The organism is Ruegeria atlantica (genome assembly GCF_013032005.1).
In the GTDB taxonomy this organism is placed as follows: domain Bacteria; phylum Pseudomonadota; class Alphaproteobacteria; order Rhodobacterales; family Rhodobacteraceae; genus Ruegeria; species Ruegeria atlantica_A.
This window is the reverse complement of sequence record NZ_WQBE01000007.1, coordinates 1-20,968: the sequence shown is the minus strand read 5'-3', so window position 1 is coordinate 20,968 and position 20,968 is coordinate 1. Positions and strand designations below refer to the sequence as shown.

Below are 20,968 nucleotides of genomic sequence, written 5' to 3'. Positions count from 1 at the left end.
GTTGTTAAAGATTGCGCACTCAGAACCGGTAAGTAGCACCTATCAGCGGGCCGGATTGATCGAATTCGTAATCATTGCCGTCAATATCGTGGTCGAAAGATATGTAACGGTATCCGCCCCGCAGCATCCACCTGTCGTTTATGATGTAGTCTGCAGTCAGCAGAACCGACCAGGTCTGGCTGCCGCTGCGAAATCCTCCGTAATCCACATAAGCGGTGCTGGTCCATGAATCGGATAGCGTAAACCGTGCCCGGACCCCAACTACCGGGTCGACCCAACTTTCGTCGGCAGTAGAGGTAAAGGCGGGACCTCCTACAGGTGTCAGCGAGAAATCAGTGTCGGTACTGTACCACCTGAAGCCGCCCGCAAGGTCCACCTTGACGGTTGGATCATTGCGCACTCGGTAACCCAATAAGGCCGTCAGGAACTGTGTCTTGACCGAAGTTTCAAGGTCGCCGCCGCCAGGCCCGGTATCGCCAAAGGACAAGTTGGTATAGTTATAGTCGGCCAGCACGCTCCATTGCCCGTTTGTTGCCGCCAGCGCGCCCATGAACGCAAAGTCGAGATTTTCCAGCGCGTCTGTAAAGCTAAGTGTCGCGTCAAGCGTACCCCTAGGGGTTTCAATGCTGGTCTCGGTCTCGGGCATGAACAGATAGATAGTGGCCTCGTAAGACCAATCGGACTGCTGCGCCGAGGTGGGTGCTGCCACGGATGTCAGTAAGGCCGCTGCGACGGTGCCGAGCCTTGTTTTTTTGGTTTGTACCATTCTGTCCCTCACTATTTCTGTCTTAAATTATGTGTTTCCGAAATGGGTCCTATGCCGCTACGTCCTCAGAGTCCGTTGCGCCCGAGCCGACGCGATTTATGTCAGTGTCCGGGAAAAACTCGGACCAGACGTGCCAGAATATTCCGGCCCGCAGAGTTTCTACCCGTTGTAACTGACCCTGGTCCGACACACCCCAGAAATCGCAATGTGAAACGGGCTGACCACTGTCATTATACCACACGCCCAAGCTTTCGTATTTCGGGTCCAAACTGACTACGACATCGCGGCCACCGACGGTGGCGTTGACGATCCAGTTGTTGTCGATGACGAAATCATCCGTCCAGCAGGCGGCATCCTTGCCGATTGTGATCCCCCAGACATAGGTCTTGTTGGGCAGCCGGTCATCGGAACGATCCATATTGTCCATCACGGGTGCTTCTTCCTGATGCTGGCGGCCGATGCCCCATCCAAAGGTGATCTCGGTCACCATGTCCAGCAGCCGCAGCAGAGGATTGGATGAGGGTTTGTTCAGAAAGACTTCGCCGTCGGGAAAGGCCTTTTGGAATCCTCGGAACGTCATCCGGTAGGTCGGCCAGGGCTTCATCTGCGCCTCGGGGCGCAGGGGGCAGGCGAGCCCATCAGCGTTCGGGTCGCGGTCGGCTTCGCGGAAGCCATAGATATGCTGGATCGGTTCGCCGGATTCATTGTCGCGTAGGATCAGGTTGTTGCCGTGCTGGGCCAGCACCTCAAGGTCCAGCCGCTTGCCCTCGATCCGTGGGGTGTATCCCTGGCCGAGGTTGGCCATTGCGCAATAGGTCATCACCACATCTTCACCGCCCAACCCATCGACGTCACCGGCCAGATGAGGTCGCATGATCTGTGCATCCGGGTGCGCGCGGGCATGGCCGTTGTGATCCATCACGATGACCGGCGCGGTTGGGCCAACATATTTGCGGGCCTCGCTGATCGGAAAGAAGGCCGCGTCGTTCAACTGGTTACGCAGGCCCAGATGCACCCAGACAAAAGGGAAGCCGTAAAAGAACAGCACCAGCAACGCAGACAAAGCCCACAACCAGAACGATCCGCCACCCAAAAAGAGAAAGGTCAGCGTGGAGACGGCAAATGCACCCAACCCGATACCGATCAGGCGGTATTCATGCCGGATGAACCGCACCATATTTTCACGCTTCACCTTCAACAGCATTTGCGAGATGTCGCCCAGATCGCGGAAATAGACAAAGCCAATGCCAAGCGACACCACTATGCCAAGTGCGAAGATTATGTTTCCAGCCATCGCCTTACCTGCTGTCAGTTGAAAAGGCTGCCCGCGGAAATACTGCGGGCAGTCTAAGCTTATTGTTGTGACGATTGGCGTTTGACCAGGAACGCTTCAACCGCTTGCTGTGTCTCGGGGCGGATGTTGTCGATGCCCTCGTACGGAACACCCGTGGCCGGAGGAGTATCCGGGAATTTTTCCTTTCGCGCATTGTGGCGCCCGAGAATCCGAACGAACTCCTGTCCACCCCAGGCACCAACTTCGGTCGACACCGAATACTCCTCACGCGTGTCGCGATATAGGTCGAAAAACTTGGCAACAATCGGGCTTTCACCGGGTCCCGGCAGCTTGAGCTTGAGCTGATCTTTGACGATAGCTTCGGGCTTGGCGACCGAATAGATGATCACGTGATCCCGGCGTGCTTTGGATTCATCGGCAAAAAGAAGTGCGGCCGACTGGTCCACACCATCGACAAGCCGGTCGCGAGGGATGAACTCTTCCGCACCAGCAAACCGTGCAAACGTTGTGTACATGTCAGAGACATGAACTATGCTGTTCAACAATGCGTCTTCTTCAATCATTCCCGGCCAGCGAATAAAGGCATCAACACGAACACCACCTTCTGTCGTGTCAGCTTTTCCACCGCGGAAGATCATTGGGGTGAACCCTGATTGCGGAGAATACTTGGTGAAATGGCCATTGTCGCCCATTACGACAATGATGGTGTTCTCGGTTAGCCCAAGCTCGTCCACTTTGGAGAATAGGTCACCAAGCCATTGATCCAGCAACTGCATTTTGTCGACATACAGCCCGCCGTTGGCGCTTTCGGGTCCGTCACGACCAGCACGCGTGTTATCCAGGGGAATCATTGGCCAATATTGGAGAAAGAAAGGTTCTTCATCGCCGGCCAAACGCTCAAGTTCAGACAGGGTTTTGTCCTGAAAGGCTTGGTTCATCTCGTCGTATTTGGCGGCATTCCAACGTTCGCCTGTTTCCATGCGGATTTCGCGGATCGGACCGTCGGTCTCGCCTTCGATTACTGTCATCATCGCGGATGCATCAGGTCTGAACCAATTGTCCAAAGTGTATTTGTCGTCATAATCGCGGATCGCGACAGATACCTGTTCCTTTATGGCATCATCGTTGAAAATGGTCAGTTGTCCTTGCTGGTGTACGGCCATTTGGGCGTAGTCAAAGCCTTGGTTCATGGCCCAGCTTTCAGCGATGTCCCCCATGTGCCATTTTCCCACATGGCTTGTGGCATAGCCCGCCTGTTTCAAAACTTCCGGTAGGGTGACCTCATCGCCGGGCAAGCCAAACCCTGCTATATCCACTGCGGTGTCGCCCATCCCCATCCTTACCGGCAAACGCCCAGTCATCTGTGCCACACGGGTCGGCGTGCATGATGGCTCGGTGTACATACGCACCATTCGCATGGCCTGATCCGAGAAATCGTTGATGTTTGGCGTCTCATAGCCCCGCACTGCATTCAATTCGGGGATGCCCATGTCGCCAAAACCCAAATCATCGATCAACACGCTGATGATGTTTGGAGGATTGCCACCGTTGCCGTCCCTAAACGCGGCCAATGCTTCGTTTACAGCAGCATCATCCTGTGCCCATTGGTCGGCGTGCTGGGCTTGCAGAACGTAAAATTCTGCGTCGTGCTGAATGGGGTTTTCCTGCGCCAATGCCGATGTGGCCACAAGACCTGATGACAAGGTGATTAACCATCCCAGTTTCATTCCGTACTCCCCTTGTATGCAAGATGTTCTCTTGGCCTATGGCTGTCGAGGTATTCTCACATTGAAACATTATGATGTTTATTTCTAAAATTCTACGGTTTACCTCATTGCCAGCTCATGAAGGTTTCGCGCGCCAGTTCCGATTCTGGGCGCAGGTTTTCGATCCCTTCATAGGGCAGGCCAGTGCCAATCTCGGAATGCGGGTATTTGGCGATCATTTTCTGATGGCGTTTGACCATGTCCTGAAACGAGGCCCCGGCCCAAAGGGAATACCCCACCAGCGGGTGTTGTTCGCGCGGGTCGCGATAGATGTTGTAGGTCGGTGCGCCAGCGCCGGGTTGTCCGGGGGCAGGCAGGTGCATCTTGAACTCTTGCTTGACCACAGACCGTAGGACCGGCCCCTCGTAAACATAGACATAATCGCGCCGTCCGTGGCCTTCGCCGTTCAGCAAAAGGGCGGTCTGGTCGATGCCGTCAATTACGCGGTCGCGCGGTATATAGTCAGTCGCCCCCGCGATCCGGGCCATTGTGGTGTAGATATCAGAGACGTGAAAGATATCGCCCGCCGCACTATTGGCTTCGATCACATTGGGCCAGCGGATAAAGGCATCGGTGCGTACGCCGCCCTCAAGATGCTGGGTCTTGCCGCCGCGATAGATCAGTTGGTTCAGGCCTGAGGTGCCCTCGTAGTGATACATCAGGCCATTGTCGGCCATCAGGACGACGATTGTGTTGTCGGCTTCGCCGGTTTCTTCCAGCGCGGCCAGCAGATCACCGATCCAGCCGTCCAGCAATTGCAGCTTGTCCGCGTGAAAGCCCCCGTTGCGTGAAATCGCTTGATCGGGATAGACGAAATTCAGCGGGTATAGCGGCCAGTATTGCAGGAAGAACGGCGCATCTTCAGCCGCAACGCGCTTAAGTTGTTCCAGAGCTTGCTGCTGATAGCGCAGGTTCATGTCTTCGTATTTCGCCTGCGTCCAAACCTCGCCCGCCGCCATGTCGACTTCGCGGGCCACGCCCCCCGCCTCGGCCTCGACACCTGTGACCAGACCGTAGGGTTTGAACCGCGCGTCCAGAAGGAACTGATTGTTCTGTCCTTCGGGTACATAGCCGAGCATGGCATTGGACCGCATCGCCTCGGGGGTCATGAGGCTCAGCTGTACTTGTTGGTGCAGGGGGAAGGCGGCCCAGTCGAACCCCTGATTGTGGGGGTAGGATTGTTCGATATCGCCCTGATGCCATTTGCCGACATGGGCAGTGTTATAGCCTGCTTGTTTCAGGATTTCTGGCAGGGTTACTTCTGAGGCCGGAAGACCCTCGCCCACCAGCGCCACCTTGACCTCCTCCACCCCGGCTCGCACCGGATGGCGGCCCGTCAGCATTGCCGTGCGTGTGGGTGTGCAGGAGGGTTCAGTATACATTCGCATCAGCGACAGACCCTCGGTTGCCAGCTGGTTGATGTTCGGTGTCTCGATCCCCATGACGTAGTTCATCTTGCGGTCGCCCATCTGACCAAAGCTCACGTCATCAATCAGGATGTAAAGGAAATTGGGTGGTTGGCCGCCATTCGCATCGCGGATTTCGGCAAGCTTGGCGTCAATTTCAACATCCTGTGCGTCCCAGGCCGTGCCGAACTGCGCGCGCAGGTATTCGAACTCACCATCGTGAATGATCGGGGTGTCCTGGGCAATGGCCGGGCTGGCGGTCAGGATCAGCAGGGGCAGAAGGGTACAGAGTTTCATGGTCAACCTTTCACTCATTTGTGCGGTCAGGGGCGTGCAGCCGTTTTTCAATACTGCTTCGCAGGTCCGAGACACTTTCGGCCAGATCCGCGAGGTAACGGGTCTGCGTTCCACCTGCGGATCGCGGGGCAAGCGCCAACTCGCGGAGTACCTCGTGGTAATCGGCGCAGATTTGGTCAAACTCCTTGTCCCGCGCGCGCAAAGCCTGCAATTGATGTGCCGCGCCGGGAAACTGTGCTGCAAAGAAGTCATCATCTGTCATTGTAACGGCATCCGCTGGATTCGCCATTCAAACATGCCTGTCCAAGAATATGTCTTGAACGTATTAAACCGCATGCTACCGTAGCAGCATGCCGCCAAGTCCTTACCTTGAAAGGATAGTTCTTGACTGTCGCGACCGACGACACCGCTCAACGGGATGCAGGATCGTTCCCAAAGGAACAGATCCAGACGGCGCTTGATCGCGTACTCGCGTCGAAGGATTTCAAGGGTTCAGCGCGGATGCAGTCCTTTCTGACCTATGTCGTGACCGAGGCGCTTGCCGGACGCACGGATGAAATCCGCGCCAAGACGATTGCCATGGACGTCTATGGTTACAGCACCGATGACCTGTCCCGACGCGAAGGGGTCGTGCGTGTCGACGCGGGTCGCGTTCGGCGCAAACTTAAGGCGTATTACGGGGGGCAAGGCGCGTCGGACCCGGTGGTCATCACCTTGCCCGTCGGCAGCTACGCGCCAGAGTTTCGGTCGGGTGCGACCGAGGTTGGAGGTAAGCGCAACCTGCTGCTGGTCGGAGCGGTAACCGGAGCGGTTCTGCTGGGCCTTGGCGGTTATGTGGCAACCACGCATCTGAGCGGCCGCAATGCGCCACCGACCACCGGCGATCAATCCACGATCTACGATGTTTCTCCGACCCGGGTCGAGGCGATGAACCTGTGTAGCGCTGGTCAGGACCTGATTTTCCCGGTTGTGGATTTACAACGGCTCCGCCCGGCTCTGATGGTGTTTGAAACGGCTATACAGCGGGACCCGCTGTATTACTGCGGCTATGCAGGGGCTGCGCAGGTGGAAACCATGCTTGCCATTTTGCAGTTCTACGATCCTGTCGCAGAGGAGTTGCTTGGCACTGCCGATAAGAATAGCGCCCATGCACTTGAACTGGCCCCGGATGCGCCCTGGGCTTTGTCGGCCAGAGCATGGTCTGAGTTCGCTGCCGGCAATTTCGATCAGGCCGTCAGTCTGAATCACAGGGCAACCAAGCTGGCCCCTAATGATCCACATATTGCGGAATTTGACGCCCTGATATCGCTTTATACTTCTGACTTTGAACGCGTACTTTCACAGGCACAGCATTATCAGGCGCTGGCTGAAGATGGTGGTGGGTCGGTGGCCGGAAACGCGCTGGGTGCGGCGCAGTTTCACACCGGCGACTATGCGGGCTCAATCCGAACCTATGAGAATACGATCGCGCGCGGCGGCCCATTCGGGCCAATTTCAACTGCCTATCTGATGGCCGCACATTGGAAAAACGGTGATCGGGGTGAAGCACGCAGACTGGCCGAATTATACGCCAGGACCTGGCCAAACTTTCCGTTAGAGGCGTTGAAAACCAGGGTATTTGCCGATCCAGGTCCTGTACGGGATCTGACTTCGGCAATGCGCTCCGCCGGGTGGGGAAGTGCAGACCCCACAACCGCCGAGTAAAACCTGACGGTTGTGGGGGGTCAGGGCCGCTTAGGCGGCGACCTGCTCCATCGGCAGTTTGCGGGGATAGGGATCGCCTTGCTTGTACGATCCTGCCGCCGTGAACAGCACATCGGTGGACGAGTTCAGACCGGTTTCCGCCGAGTCCTGAAGAACACCGATAATGAACCCGATGCTGACCACCTGCATGGCCGTTGCGTTGTCGATACCGAACAGGCTGGCGGCCATTGGGATCAGCAACAGAGACCCGCCCGCGACGCCCGACGCGCCGGTGGCTGCAACCGAAGCTATGATGCTTAGGAACAGAGCCGAGAAGAAATCGACCTGAATTCCCATGGTGTGCACGGTCGCCAGTGTCATCACCGTGATGGTGATGGCGGCACCGGCCATGTTGATTGTGGCGCCGATGGGGATGGTGACCGAATAGGTCTCTTCATCCAGATTCATGCGGCGGCACAGCTCCATGTTGACCGGAATATTGGCGGCCGAGCTGCGCATGAAGAACGCGGTGATCCCGGATTCCTTCAAGCAGGTGAAGACCAGCGGATAGGGGTTCTTACGAATGCGCAGGAACACGATTAGCGGGTTCACAACCAGCGCCATGAACGCCATGCAGCCAATCAGCAGCAACAGCAGCTGGCCGTAGCTGGCAACCGTTTCAAAGCCGGTTTCAGCAATGGTCGAGGCCACGATGCCAAAGATACCAATGGGTGCAACCCGGATGATGGCAGCCACGATCTTGGTGATCGCGCCATCCAGATCAGACATCAGGGTCTTGGTCGAGTCGCTGGCATGGCGGAAAACCAGCCCAAGGCCGATGGCCCAGGCGAGAATGCCGATATAGTTGGCCTGCGCCACCGCGTTCACCGGATTGTCCACGATCTTCAACAGGATGTTCTTGACCACCTCTGCCAGCCCGTCCGGGGCGTCCAAAAGCTCGGGCGTGCCGGTCAGGTGCAAAGAGACGGGGAACAGGAAACTGGCGCCCACTGCAACCAGTGCAGCGGCAAACGTGCCGAGAATGTATAACATCACCACCGGCCCCATGCGGGCCTGGCTGTCTTTCTTGTGGTTGGTGATTGCGGCGCAGACAAGGATCAGCACCAGAACGGGGGCGACGGCTTTTAGCGCGTCGACAAAGAAATCACCCAGCAAACCGACGGCTGAACCAGCAGCGGGCCAGAGGGTGGCGAGAAGGGCACCGGCTGCCAGACCGATGATGATTTGCGTAACCAGGCTACCGCGTAGAATAAAGTTCATCGGGACCATCCAGTTTGATTGGGGGCCTGACAGGGGAATTGTCGCTGTTCAGGCACGGTTAATTAATAAGATTGCGGCTATATGGGTCTTTTGGATCCAATTTAAACATCTGGACTTAAGAAATAGGTCCAGATTGAAAATTTCCTTATTGAGCCGCCGTCTCGCACTGCCTGACTGTGGGTGTTTCCGTGGACACGCGCTGCAGGCTCCAGGTGCAGGTTTGAACAGTTAGGCCTGGCAGGTTTGGCACCTGATCCGAAGCCCAAACACTGGTCACCGAAAAACTGAATGGCGTGTTTGCAGCAGCGGGAAAAAACCGCGCAAGTTCTTTCGACGGGAAAGTGCCGCCGCAGGCTTCGAAATAGCCGCTGACCAAGGTGCCCTCGGGGTTCAGAACAACTGATCCGGTATAAAGCGAGTATTCAGCCCCAAGCTCTTGTTTGTCCGTGTATCGCAGGTCGATGGATATGCGGTCTCCGTCCTGAACGATCCCGGCACTCATGGGGTCGGACCAGCTTGAGGGCACGCCACCCGTGGTGCTGTCACAGGCATAGCGCCCTTCGTATTGGCCGGTCAGTGAAAAGCCTTCTGCATATGCTGCACAAGGGATGGCCACAAAAATGGCAAAGGCTGTTTTTCTTAAAATGGGGTTCGAGGTCACAATAGCTCTCCTCTCTGATGCGGACAGAGATTGCGACGTCACAAAATATCAGAGTGCCTATCAATCACCTGGCCAAAATGATGCTGCCACAGGTCCACGCCCAGCTTACCGCTGCGATCAAGCGAAGACCCAACAACCGTATCGGCAATTATGGTCGGTTGCAGGCCCGCGTCAAATAGGGCGAACCCTGCGGCAAGAACGCAGGTGTCGGCCTGGATGCCACAGACCAGCACACGGTCGACTTTCCAGCTTTGAAATTGTGCGATGACTTCCGGGGGCGGGCTGTAGCCGTATTTCAGGACAATATGATCTGCCTGAACAAGGCTTTCGTCGACAGAACGTGGCTTCCACCCAATTTGTCGAAAAAAGGGAACTTTGTCCTCGTCATGGCGTTCAACGGTAGCGACCGAGGGGAATTTGGTCGCCAACAGACGGCTGCGTTCGACCAGCCAATCAGGCGGGTCAAAGCTGGGTTGGACGTCGACAACCAATACGGCCTGTTTCAATCAATACCTCCGATGCTGGCTAAACCGCTTGATGAACCTCGATGATATTGCCCTCGGGGTCGTAGAAGAACAGTTGGTGCCACTCTTTCGCGAATGCGGTGCCATAGTCCGAATACGGAATGCCGTTGTCATCGAGCAGCTTTTTGAACGCCTCGATATCATCGGTGCGAAACGCGATGTGGCCGCGTTCGACAGGGTTGATAGTCTCACCATGTTTGAACGCGACGTCGAGGTTCTTTTCGGCCAGATGCATCTGTATGGCCCCGTCGGTGGCAAAGCGGATCTTGCCGCTATAGCCCTTGTCGTCGGTCTCATCGGGCCGAGGAAAATTCTCGATCGGGATATCGGCCAACCCCAGAACCTGAGTGTAGAAACGGTGCAACCGCTCAACATCGTCCGAGACAAAGTTGATGTGATGGAATTCAAGTTTCATGAAGGCCCGGCCTTTTGATTGGTGGTTGGCGTCAGAAAATCCCAAGAACCAGCGACAGGCAAGCCCTGTATCAAAGGGATTGATATAGCAGGGAAATGCGTGCGCCGTGACAGTCAGAAAACCGTTGCACCGTGTGGGGGATGCAGGGATAGTGAAGGGATCACAAACTACCGGGGGTCTTTGATGAACCCTACCAAGCTGTTTGTTTGCGCATTGATCCCCCTGTTTCTGCCGGGCCCGGCAGCGGCCCAGTCCGACGCGCCGCCGCCAAGTGTGACCGTCGCGCCGGTGACGTTGGAGGATTTGCAGAAAAAGGCCCAGTTTGTTGGCCGGGTCGTGGCGGATCAAAGCGTCGATCTGCAGGCCCGTGTCGAAGGGTTTCTGGAAGAAGTCAATTTTACCGAAGGCGGGACAGTCGCCAAAGGGGATGTGCTGTTTCGCATCGAAAAGAAGAAATACGCGGCCAGTGTGGACAGCGCACAGGCAGCGCTGAAAAGCGCGCTGGCCAGCGCGCAGACCGACAAAGCGGCGCTGGATCGTCAGCAGGCTCTGTTCGATAAGGGCGATGTCCCACAGGCTGTTTTGGACACGGCATTGGCAACCTATGCCGCAGGGCAGGCTGCGGTGGATGAGGCGAGGGCCGATCTGAAAATCGCGCAGATTGATTTGGATTACACGGAAATCCTCAGTCCCATTGATGGGCGCATCGGATTGTCAGCGGTGGATGCGGGCAATTTGGTAAGCTCCGATACCGGAGTTTTGGCAACGGTTAACAGCGTTGATCCGATGCTGGTGAGTTTTTACATCAGCGAGCCGGTCTTGCTGCAAGAACGCCGCAAAGGGCGCATCACGCCGGGCAACATCAAACTGACCACAAACATCAAACTGGCGGATGGGGAAACCTATGCCTCCTCGGGCAAAGTCATATTCGTGGGCGACAGCGTCAGCCAGAACACCGACACGATTGAGCTACGCGCCAGTTTCGCCAACCCTGACGGCGTGCTGATCCCCGGTCAATTCGTGACCGTGGGTTTGGCCGGTTCAGAGGAGCCCAAAGTGCTGACCGTTCCGCGCAACGCTGTGCAGTTCGACAAGCAGGGTTATTTCGTGTTTTCGGTCGACGGTGACGGCAAAACCCACCGGCAGAATATCGAGATCGGCACTCAGACCGCGACCCGCACTCAGGTGGTATCCGGGCTGAGCGAAGGCGACCGTGTGGTGGTGCAGGGACTTCAGAAAATACATGACGGGCTGGTCGTGAAAGCAGTAGACAGTCAGGGTTAGGGGCCGGTTTGATCGCACGCTACTTCATCGACAGGCCGCATTTTGCAGCCGTGATTGCGATCCTGATGGTTCTGTTCGGCGCGGTCTGTGTACGCCTGATCCCGATTACCGAATACCCGCATATCACGCCGCCGCAGATCTATGTGGATACGTCTTACCCGGGGGCGGACGCGCAGGTCATTCTTGAATCCGTCGCCACCCCCATCGAAGAGCGTGTGAACGGCATTCCGGGCATGTTATCGCTGTCGTCCAAAAGCTCGAATGACGGCACCTATATGCTGAACGTGTCCTTTGAGCTAGGCACTGACCCCGACGTGGCGGCTGTTGAGGTGCAAAACCGCGTGGCGCTGGCCAGTTCCGAACTGCCCTCGGCCGTATTGCAGCAAGGGGTCGAGGTTACCAAGCGGTCAGGCAACATGATTGTGGTGATCAACCTGACCTCGCCCGATGGATCGCGGGATGAGCTGTTTCTCAGCAATTTCGGTGCTGATTTCCTGCACGACCCGTTGCAGCGATTGCCGGGGGTAGGGACGGTGTCGCAATTTGGTCAGCTGGAATACAGCATGCGGGTCTGGATCAATCCGGTGCGTATGGCCGCGTTGAATATCACCGCGTCCGAGGTTGCCGACGCCATCGAGGATCAGAACGTCATCGCCGCCGCCGGACAGGTCGGGGCTCCGCCATTTGCCGAGGGACGAACCGATTTCCAGTTTAAGCTGCGGGCTGAGGGGCTGCTGCGCGATGCCGAGGAATTTGGGCGGATCATTGTCGCCTCGAACCCCGACGGGTCAGTCACGCGGCTTGAGGACATCGCTCGAATCGAGCTGGGCGCGGCCACCTATTCCGGGTCGACCAAGCTGAATGGCAAGGACTCGGCCACAATCGCCGTCTATCAGGAAAGCGCCGCCAACGCGCTTGAGATTTCAGACTCACTGCGCGCCTTGATGAAGGATCTGTCGGCGAAATTTCCCAAGGGCGTGTCGTATGAGATCACCTATGACGTTACTGAAGCGGTGCGTGTTTCGATCCGCGATATCATGACGACGCTGGCCCTGACGGCGGGGCTGGTGATTGCGGTGACCTTTCTGTTTCTGGCCAGCCTGCGTGCAACCATCGTACCGGCCATCGCCATCCCGGTGTCGCTGCTGGGTGCTGTGGCGCTGATTTATGCCATCGGGTTCAGCGCCAACATGATCACGCTGTTCGCTTTGGTTCTGGCCATTACCCTGGTGGTGGATGACGCGATCATCATCATCGAGAACGCCGAACGTATCCTACGGGATGAGGGGCTGGACCCGCGTGCGGCGACCCTGAAGGCGATGTCTCAGGTCAACCGGCCGATCGTGGCGACGACCTTTGTTCTGGCGGCCGTGTTCGTGCCGGTGTGCTTCTTTCCCGGCGTGACGGGGACGATCTATTTCCAGTTCGCGCTGACGATCATCTTTGCCTTTGTCCTGTCTGCGGTGAACGCCCTGACGTTGGCACCGGTCTTGTGCGCGATGATGCTGAAAACTGACAGCAAGCCCATCGGTCCGCTGGCGATTGTTCCGGCAGTGATTGTCTGGCTACGGCGCCAATACCTGCGCCTTGTGGCGCTGATGCTGCGTTATATGGCGGTGTCGCTGCTGGTGTTTGCCGGGGCCGTCGGCGTGACGGTGTATCTGTTCAAAACTGTGCCCACCGGCCTGATTCCGCAGGAAGACAACGGCGTTCTGATGGCGTCGATGGAACTGCCGGACGGGGCCTCGTTACAGCGTACCCAGGCTTTCATGGCGCAGGTGGGCAATCTGATCGAACAGACGCCAGGGGTTGCAGCGGTCACAACGGTCTCGGGTCATTCCATGCTGGCCGGGGGGCGTTCGAATGTGGGCATGGCCATTGTTACGCTCACCCCATGGGATCAACGCACCAGTCCGGATTTGCAGTGGTACGCCATCATGCATGGACTTGAACGACAGCTGGCGACATTGCCAGAGGGGGTCTCATACGTGTTTCCCTTTCCAACCATTCACGGGTTGGGCTCGACAGGGGGTATCTCGGTCCAACTGCTGGATCTGGGCAAAGGCGACGGGGCACAATTGGATGCGGTAATGAACGGCTTTGTAACCGCCCTGAATGCCGCGCCCGAGTTTTCGCGTGCACATGGCGATTTCTCGGCCCAAAGCCCGCAATACAAGCTGTCCATCGACCGAGACCGTGCCGAGACGCTGGGCGTCAGCGTGGCGGATATCTTTACCGCGTTGCAGGCCAATCTTAGCTCGTACTTCGTGGACAACTTCATACTGGACGAGCGCGTCTATTGGGTGGTGATTTCAGCCGATGCCGAATTCCGTCAGACGCTGGATGACGTGGATAACATCTATGTCAAAAACAGCGCCGGAGACTCGCTGCCCGTGCGCAATTTCGTCAGCAGCGAACCGGTCCTCGCACCGGACACGATCCCGCGCTACAACCTGTTCACGGCCGCCTCGGTCAGTGCGCAATTGGCTGAAGGGGTCAGTTCGGGCGACGGAATCATCGCGATGCAGGCGATTGCCGACAAGACGCTGCCTGATGGGTTTCGGATCGACTGGTCGGGTGTCACCCAGCAAGAGGTGAAGGCACAGGGGCTTGTGCCCTTCATCATGCTGTCGGCGCTGGTCTTGGCCTATCTGTTTCTTGTGGTGCTGTATGAAAGCTGGATTCTGCCGCTGTCGATCATCACGTCGGCGGTCTATGCCCTGTTGGGCGCGTTGATCCCATTGGTGGTATTACCGTTCCTGACCAGCAATATCTTTGCGCAGGTGGGGATGGTGCTGCTAATCGGGTTGGCCGCGAAAAAGGCGATCATGGTGGTCGAATTTGCCAATCAGCAACGTGAAAGCGGGGCCAGCATTAAGGACGCGGCCCTGAAGGCGGCTGAAATCCGGTTCCGGCCGGTGACGATGACGGGCCTGTGTTTCATCGTGGGGGTTATGCCTCTGGTTCTGTCCAGCGGGGCAGGGGCGGCGGCGCGGGTCTCGGTGGGGTATCCGGTACTGTTTGGCATGATCCTGGACAGCACGCTGGGTCTGCTTATGATCCCGGTGCTGTATGCGGCATTTCAGACCGTTCGGGAATGGCTGTCTGGGTTGCGAACTGCCAACGAGTAGTTCCCGCAAGACTTGAAAATTGTTGCAGTCTTCCGGGGTTTCTCGGATGCTGAACGGCACGGAAACCGAGGTGGGCCCACGCAAAATGTCGCTGCAAGACCCCTTTACGGATCTTAAAATCGAACGGCAGGACAGCGGGTTTTACAAGGGCTACAACCTGCCGATTGCGCTGGTCAGCAAGATCGCGGTCTCGTTGCTGGTGCTATGGGCGTTGGTCTGGCCGCTGAATGCGAATGACACGCTGAGGTCGTGGAAATCCGGGCTGCTGAGCGAGTTCAACGTCTTCTACAACCTCTCGGTCGCGTTGTTTGCGTTCTTTCTGTTTGTGGTTGCTCTCCTTCCTGCCACCGGGCGTATGCGGTTGGGGGGTGATGATGAGCGGCCCGAATTCACCAACTTCTCATGGTTTTCGATGATGTTCGGGGCCGGGCTGGGCGTAGGGCTGATGGTATATGCCACGGCAGAACCACTAGGCCTGTGGGAATCAAATCCGCTGACCATGTCTGGTGAAGTCGCCCCGAAAAGCGCCGAGGCGATTCAGGGTGCCTATCGCTATACCTTTCTGCATACAGGGTTCCACGCTTGGGCAATCTACGTGGTGACAGGGTTGAGCCTGGCCTACTACGCCTATACTCGCGACATGCCTCTGACGATCAGAACGGCGCTGACGCCGCTGCTGGGCGAGTATTCCAACGGGGTTGCGGGCCACGTGATCGACATATTGGGTGTGGTGGCGACCATCCTCGGGGTGGCGGTGACCATCGGGTACGGAGTGTCGCAGCTTGTCGACGGCGCCTTCCTGATCACCAGTGCGCAGTGGTTGATGGAAGGGGTCATGAAACCCTCGACCGCTGGTCTGATTGCGGCGCTGGCGTTAGTCATGATGATGTCGACCCTTTCGGCGGTGTCCGGCGTGGGGCGAGGGGTGAAGTACCTTTCGAACCTCAATCTGATCCTGTCACTGATTCTTCTGGCGGTGTTCATTTTCTTTGGCTCGTTTTCTTTTGCGATCAGGATCTATGGGCAGGCATTGGTGGACTATATCGTCAATTTTATACCGCTCAGCCTTCAGGCCCATTCCCCGATGTCCCAATCCGAGTATGCCGCAGCCCTGCCACCTGAAGCCGCCCCCTTCGTGGCCGAGCTATTTCCCGGCGCTACTGATGCCTGGGACACGCGTGACAGCTTCTTGGCAGGGTTAAGCGGGGACTTGGCCGACCTGCCTGACACGACAAAGCAGGCCGCCTATGATGCAGGTACACCGGGGCGGCTGTTCGGCTGGCAATCGGGCTGGACGACCTTCTATTGGGCGTGGTGGATTGCCTTTTCCCCTTTTGTCGGTCTGTTTCTGGCCCGCATCTCGCGTGGGCGCACAGTGCGCGAATTCATCCTTGGTGCAGTGGTTGCACCGTCTTTGGTTTGTTTTGCCTGGATGACCATTCTGGGCGGCTCGGCCATTGATCTGGAACTGAACGGAGACGCCGATGGCGCCATTCTCGCGGCCTCGACCACAGCGACGCTGTTTGTGACGCTCAGCGAGATGATCTCGGGACATCTGCTGGTAATCATCAGTTTTATGTGCGTGGTGCTGACCATGACCTTTCTGGTCACGTCAGCGGATTCCGGCATCCTGGTGATGAACACGATTATGTCCGGCGGGGCCGAAAAAACCGGGGTCATGCACCGTGTTTTGTGGGGCGGATTGCTGACGCTGGTGATTGGAACCCTGCTGATGGCCGGGGGCGGTGGGCTTGAGGCATTGACCAATTCCATGATCATTGGTGCGCTGCCTTTTAGCGTGGTCTTGTTGCTGATGTGTGTCTCGCTGGCCAAGGCGATGATCAATGATCTGCGGCGTGCGCGCCACGAAGAAAACGAGACTGAAACCTAATCTTATCTGAGCGTGACCTTCAGGGGCGCATCAGATTGGATCGACTAGCACCGTCGAGAAAACTGACTGATCCTGGGAATGATCTGCGCCTATTTGGTCGAGAAACAGATCGAAAAAGCAGCGCCGTCATGCGTCGGTAGTAACGAGATATCCGCACCATGTGCCCGCAGTGTATTGCGCACGATGGACAGCCCCATACCAGTCCCGCCCTGATCGCGTTTGGTGGTAAAGAACGGATCAAATACCCGCGCTGCATTGCCGGAGGAAATTCCTGGCCCATCATCGCTAAGCCGCAGGATCACTTCGGTATCGTCTCCTGTTGCCGACAGGGTCACAACCTGCGCGCCATGTTCTTGCGCGTTGCCGAGCAATTGGCGCAACACGACCAGCAAGCCATTGGAACCAATCGGGATAATTAGATCGCCGCCGTCAAAACGCATTTCGAGAGTGGGAAAATCGCGGCACAATGCGTCTTGCACGGCGTTCAGACAGGTCACCCCCTCATGACGCGACTCGCGCGCGCGGGCTACCTGACGCATGGCGTCGATCTGCTGTTCCATCTGCACGCCCGCGCCGGCAATCTGGTCCACTAGCCTCAGGTTTTCAGCCGATAGCGTGTCATCATCGCGCAGTAATTCCGTCGCTACCCTAAGTGTTGCAACAGGCGTCTTCAGCTCATGCGTGACATGGTCCGAGAAACTGCGGATAGTGGTTTCACGGTTGCGCAGGGTTTCGGCCATGTCGATGACGCGCTGGGCGGTGGTGCCAAGCTCCTGAGTGCCAAAACGTGAGGGCGGCGAGAGGGGATCGGCGGGGTGCCGAACAACCTGCGTGGCAAAACGTTCCAGCGCAAAGATCGGTCGCAGCAATAGCCGCACCAACAACCAGCCTAGAACAGCCGTGGCCGCCGTGATGATCACCGCCAGCAAAACGGCGGCATTGCGATAGCCCAGTTCCTGTCCCAGATACCGAAACGCAACCAGCCCGGTCAGGGACAACAGCAATGTGCCGCATAGGGCGCCGCCCAGCACGAAGGCAAGGCTGGGGCGCCACTTGCGCCTCATGCCGCGGTGTCCTGAATGCGGATGCCGACACCATGCACAGTTTCGATCACCCCAGTGCAACCGGCCTGCGCCAGCTTACCCCGCAAGTTGCGTAGATGGCTGTCCAGAGTACGGTCCGAGACTTGCGACAACGCCCCCCAGACCGCCTGTATCAGCTGCGCGCGGGTGTGTACCTGACTGGGACGTTCGACCAGAGTGGCCAGCAAAGTGAACTCGGTTGCGGTCAGCGATACGGCGTTTCCGTCCAACCTGCAGACATGCGCGCCTGGGTCCAGCGTGATCCGCCCATGGGTCAAGGTTGGGCTGGATCGCGACCCGGATGCACGTTTCAGGATCGCGCGCACCCGCGCCACCAGCTCACGCGGGCTGAAGGGTTTGGTGACATAGTCATCCGCGCCCATTTCCAGGCCCAGTATCCGGTCAATCTCATCATCGCGCGCGGTCAGGAACAGGATCGGAACCTCGGATCGGGCGCGGATGCGGCGGCAGACCTCGAACCCGTCCATCTCGGGCAGGCCAATATCCAGGACGATCAGATCCGGTGCTTCGCGGGCGGCGTGGGTCACGGCCATCTGGCCATCGCTGGCGGTGATCACCTGAAAGCCGGCGCGTTCCAACGCCAGACCAGCCAGATCGCGCAGGCGGGGATCATCGTCAACCAACAGGATTTTCATTGCGCCTCGCCTTTGGGGTTCGCTGTAAGATAGCCATTCACACGTGCGGTGCGAAAGTCCCATTCGCGCCAGTTCGGATGGGTTGGGGCGGGATGCACACAGCTTTGCGCCCAGTCGGGAATGTGCATGATTGGCTGTTTGGCAATCTGGGTAGAAATTGCCTTGGAGGCCGAGTGCCCCAAACCACACAGATAGGTCCAGTCGGTCCGGGTCGCAGTATCCGAATCTGCAGCACGCGACAATGTATCCGCCGCAATCAGCGCAGCGAAATTTATGAACGCACAGATATAGAGGGTTCCCACGCTCAACATAGTGACCCGCAGCATCAACCAGACAGACGAACGCCCCCTTTGCACCTGCCAGGCCACCATGGCCAACCCAATTGCCACCAATCCCATCCAGATCAGCGCGTAGATTCGTAGGTAAGTCAGGCCAAACGCGTCGATATACAAGTCCAACCGGAACGCTGCGGACAAGGTCAGCAAAACGTTCTGCGCCAGCCATACAAGCAACAAGGGTTTCAACGCTGAGCTTTGCCCAAGAAAGGGGCGCACCGCCAGTGCGAAGGCCCCGGCCAGCAAGGCCGTCATCAGCAGGGGGTAAGCGCCGCGATGGGCATATGTGGCGTGGCTCATACCTTCGGGCAGGGCGGCGGTGCCGAACAGGATCGAGATGTCCATGATGCTCTGCGCCGCCAACATGAGGTTGAACAGAACCAATGCCCTGAAAACCGATCCGGCATTCAATAGGAGTGACATGTTCCAGCTTAGGGTGGGGGCTGCCATAGGCGCATCCGGCGCGGGGGCTGTCAGGAACGGCCAGATCAACAAGGCCAGCCCGCCCCAGAACGTGATCCGGCGGATCAGCACAAACAGGTCGAAATCGACCTTAAGCACTCGGACCAAAGCATGTTCCAACACCGGATTAGCACTGATCAGCAACGCCCCAAGCACGAAGAAGCCACCCAACGGAAAGGCCCAGTTGCGGATGAATACATGAACGATTGAACGGCCGGTTTCGCCATGTGCTACCGGATTACGGCGCCATCCCCGAACGTGCGTTGCGCATTCCTTCAGCCCGGCAGTCGGAACCCTTTTGATCAGGCGCAATACTCCACCGGCCAGCCAGGGAAAGAGCTTGCGGTATTTGACCTCTGGTGGGATTTGCAACAACACGATCGCGCTGAGCAGCCCCGCGATCAGGAAGGTCACCGACAAAAGCTGGACATGTTCTACCAAGGGTAGAGTGGCCAGCATCAACACAGCTGAGGGCACCAGTAGTTTTGAGCGGGTGGGCTTGTTCACCCAGACGGCAGCAAAGATGCACCAAGCGAAAAGGGCCAGTGAGAGCCCGGGTTTGTGGCCCCAGAACAGTAGATCGCCCAGCAGAACAAGCAGGATCAGTGCAGTAACCCGCGGAAACCTTCGGACGCCGTCCAGCACGTTTCCCGGGGTCGCAGGCGGGGGCGTTGGGTCAACCGACGTGCCACTTTCACTGGCCAGCCACCAGCCATCATGGGCAAGTGAGCGGGGCACCCCCCGGATTATAAGTTCATTGGGCATATCAGCCTCCTGCTTGAGTTTCCTCAAGATTGCAGGGGCAGATCGCAGAACCTTTGCAGCAGTTGTGCAGAATTCGTGCAGATTGGCCCGGACCTACGGGCCCGGCAAGGGGTGTCTGGCAGGTTAGTGTGGCGCGCCGTGATCCCTAAGTTCTCCGGCAAATCGGCAGCTGCGAACGGCCTCGGGCGTGGTGGAATACTGCGCCCTGAAAGCCCGCCCCAGGGCAGAAGCTGATGAAAACCCGGTTGCTGTTGAAATCTCAAGCTGTGGCATGTCGGTATAGCGCAGCAAGCTGTAGGCGCGCTCAAGCCGCAGCTCGCGATAGGTGGTCAACAATTTGACACCGGTCTTGTTCAGAAACCGCCGCTGCAATTGACGGGTCGAGGCCCCAAGCGCCTGCGACAGGTCCGAAATTTTCAGCGGGTCTTCGACATTGTTCAGCATCTTTTCGATCACCTGCCGGACCATCGGATCAGCCCCGGACCGTTGGATCAGGCGGTTGGCCAAATGGCTTGCACAGCCGCGTTTTGGTTCGGTCAGGCCAATGTAGCCGCGTAGACTTTCGGCTAGATGTTCACCGTGGTCCAATGCTACGAATTCCGCCAGCAGGCGCAGGGCGCTCAGTTTGGTTGCGGCACTGTGTACCCGCCCATCGGGTGATTTGTGCGTGGGTTTGTGACAGTCGGCAAGTCCGATCTCCTGCGCTGCGGCCGAGAAATTCGGATGGATGGCGGCGAGGGGCTCATCAGTCTTCGCGCTGTGCGCCAGCAGCAGAGCAGCCCCCCCGACCAGAATGGAGCGTGACGCCAGATTCAGTATCTGCGCAACGCGGGTCTTGTCCTGTCTGGCGCAGTGCCAAGGTTTGTGAATGTCGCCCCAGAAAATCGCAGTGCGACCCGCCCAATACAGGGGGTCGCCAGTAAAGGCTTCGGATGTATTCCGAATGGTGACGGCATAGGTGTGATCTTCGACAAGATCATTCAGAGCATGAAAAAACTCGGTAACCATTTCGGCCGGACCATCGGCCTCGGGATCGTTTAGAAAAACGTCGATACTTCGCAGCCGTTCAGAGGCCGTTCGGGCCAACTGTACGTGGTTGTTGCCGAGGACATAGTGTTTCATTTCTCCTCCCCCTGCCTGATTTGGCTGCGTTGTTTTGGTCGATGTACCCCCCGCCTTTTGGCGGGGGGTGTGATTTACTCAGCTGCGTCGAGGTATGCGTCCATTGGTGGGCATGTGCAGACGAGGTTTCTGTCGCCATATGCGTTG

Annotated in this window: 17 protein-coding genes; 4 read left to right on the top strand and 13 right to left on the bottom strand. The window is 57.6% G+C overall.

Going from position 1 to position 20,968, the window contains the following annotated elements:
* Positions 1–19: 19 nt before the first annotated feature.
* The 5 genes from GOX21_RS13830 to GOX21_RS13810 form a co-directional block, all read right to left on the bottom strand.
* Positions 20–766 carry an outer membrane beta-barrel protein gene (locus tag GOX21_RS13830; RefSeq protein ID WP_170362130.1) on the bottom strand — a complete coding sequence of 249 codons (747 nt, stop codon included), beginning with the start codon at positions 764–766 and terminating at the stop codon, positions 20–22.
* A gap of 49 nt (positions 767–815) precedes the next feature.
* Entirely contained in the window at positions 816–2,060 is a 1,245-nt protein-coding gene (locus tag GOX21_RS13825; protein WP_170377944.1) for a DUF3179 domain-containing (seleno)protein, read from the bottom strand.
* 59 nt (positions 2,061–2,119) lie between these two features.
* Positions 2,120–3,787, bottom strand: a complete 1,668-nt coding sequence (locus tag GOX21_RS13820) for a sulfatase-like hydrolase/transferase (RefSeq protein WP_170377942.1) — start codon at positions 3,785–3,787, stop codon at positions 2,120–2,122.
* A 104-nt stretch (positions 3,788–3,891) separates the two neighbouring features.
* Positions 3,892–5,529 (bottom strand): sulfatase-like hydrolase/transferase, encoded by a 1,638-nt coding sequence (locus GOX21_RS13815; protein WP_170377940.1) that lies wholly within the window; start codon positions 5,527–5,529, stop codon positions 3,892–3,894.
* A 10-nt stretch (positions 5,530–5,539) separates the two neighbouring features.
* Complete coding sequence (locus GOX21_RS13810) at positions 5,540–5,791, bottom strand: hypothetical protein (RefSeq protein ID WP_170362133.1); 252 nt, start codon at positions 5,789–5,791, stop codon at positions 5,540–5,542.
* A 122-nt stretch (positions 5,792–5,913) separates the two neighbouring features.
* Here GOX21_RS13810 and GOX21_RS13805 point away from each other — a divergent pair, with 122 nt between their 5' ends.
* Complete coding sequence (locus GOX21_RS13805; protein WP_170377938.1) at positions 5,914–7,233, top strand: tetratricopeptide repeat protein; 1,320 nt, start codon at positions 5,914–5,916, stop codon at positions 7,231–7,233.
* A gap of 30 nt (positions 7,234–7,263) precedes the next feature.
* Here GOX21_RS13805 and sstT read toward each other — a convergent pair whose 3' ends face one another.
* From sstT to GOX21_RS13785, 4 genes are all read right to left on the bottom strand, one after another.
* Positions 7,264–8,493: a serine/threonine transporter SstT gene (gene sstT / locus GOX21_RS13800; protein ID WP_170377936.1), complete on the bottom strand. Its 1,230-nt coding sequence runs from the start codon at positions 8,491–8,493 to the stop codon at positions 7,264–7,266.
* Positions 8,494–8,638: 145 nt separating this feature from the next.
* The gene (locus GOX21_RS13795) at positions 8,639–9,154 is read right to left on the bottom strand and encodes a hypothetical protein (protein ID WP_170377934.1); all 516 of its coding nucleotides are present in this window, start codon (positions 9,152–9,154) and stop codon (positions 8,639–8,641) included.
* A gap of 38 nt (positions 9,155–9,192) precedes the next feature.
* Complete coding sequence (locus GOX21_RS13790) at positions 9,193–9,660, bottom strand: cysteine hydrolase family protein (protein WP_170377932.1); 468 nt, start codon at positions 9,658–9,660, stop codon at positions 9,193–9,195.
* 19 nt (positions 9,661–9,679) lie between these two features.
* Positions 9,680–10,093, bottom strand: a complete 414-nt coding sequence (locus GOX21_RS13785) for a VOC family protein (RefSeq protein WP_170362136.1) — start codon at positions 10,091–10,093, stop codon at positions 9,680–9,682.
* A gap of 183 nt (positions 10,094–10,276) precedes the next feature.
* On the opposite strand from GOX21_RS13785, the gene GOX21_RS13780 reads away from it, so the two are divergent.
* From GOX21_RS13780 to GOX21_RS13770, 3 genes are all read left to right on the top strand, one after another.
* A complete protein-coding gene (locus GOX21_RS13780) occupies positions 10,277–11,377 on the top strand; it encodes an efflux RND transporter periplasmic adaptor subunit (protein WP_170377930.1) in 1,101 nt (366 codons plus the stop codon).
* Between the two features lie 8 nt (positions 11,378–11,385).
* Positions 11,386–14,508, top strand: a complete 3,123-nt coding sequence (locus tag GOX21_RS13775; protein ID WP_170377928.1) for an efflux RND transporter permease subunit — start codon at positions 11,386–11,388, stop codon at positions 14,506–14,508.
* Between the two features lie 85 nt (positions 14,509–14,593).
* Complete coding sequence (locus GOX21_RS13770) at positions 14,594–16,399, top strand: BCCT family transporter (RefSeq protein ID WP_170378160.1); 1,806 nt, start codon at positions 14,594–14,596, stop codon at positions 16,397–16,399.
* A gap of 89 nt (positions 16,400–16,488) precedes the next feature.
* Here GOX21_RS13770 and GOX21_RS13765 read toward each other — a convergent pair whose 3' ends face one another.
* The 4 genes from GOX21_RS13765 to GOX21_RS13750 form a co-directional block, all read right to left on the bottom strand.
* Complete coding sequence (locus GOX21_RS13765) at positions 16,489–17,463, bottom strand: sensor histidine kinase (RefSeq protein ID WP_170377926.1); 975 nt, start codon at positions 17,461–17,463, stop codon at positions 16,489–16,491.
* Positions 17,460–18,137 (bottom strand): response regulator transcription factor, encoded by a 678-nt coding sequence (locus GOX21_RS13760; protein WP_170377924.1) that lies wholly within the window; start codon positions 18,135–18,137, stop codon positions 17,460–17,462. Before GOX21_RS13760 ends, GOX21_RS13765 begins: the two co-directional genes overlap by 4 nt.
* On the bottom strand, positions 18,134–19,699 hold the full coding sequence (locus tag GOX21_RS13755; protein WP_170377921.1) for a DUF4153 domain-containing protein: 1,566 nt from the start codon (positions 19,697–19,699) through the stop codon (positions 18,134–18,136). Before GOX21_RS13755 ends, GOX21_RS13760 begins: the two co-directional genes overlap by 4 nt.
* 123 nt (positions 19,700–19,822) lie before the next feature.
* Positions 19,823–20,821 (bottom strand): helix-turn-helix domain-containing protein, encoded by a 999-nt coding sequence (locus GOX21_RS13750; RefSeq protein WP_170377919.1) that lies wholly within the window; start codon positions 20,819–20,821, stop codon positions 19,823–19,825.
* Positions 20,822–20,968: the final 147 nt, after the last annotated feature.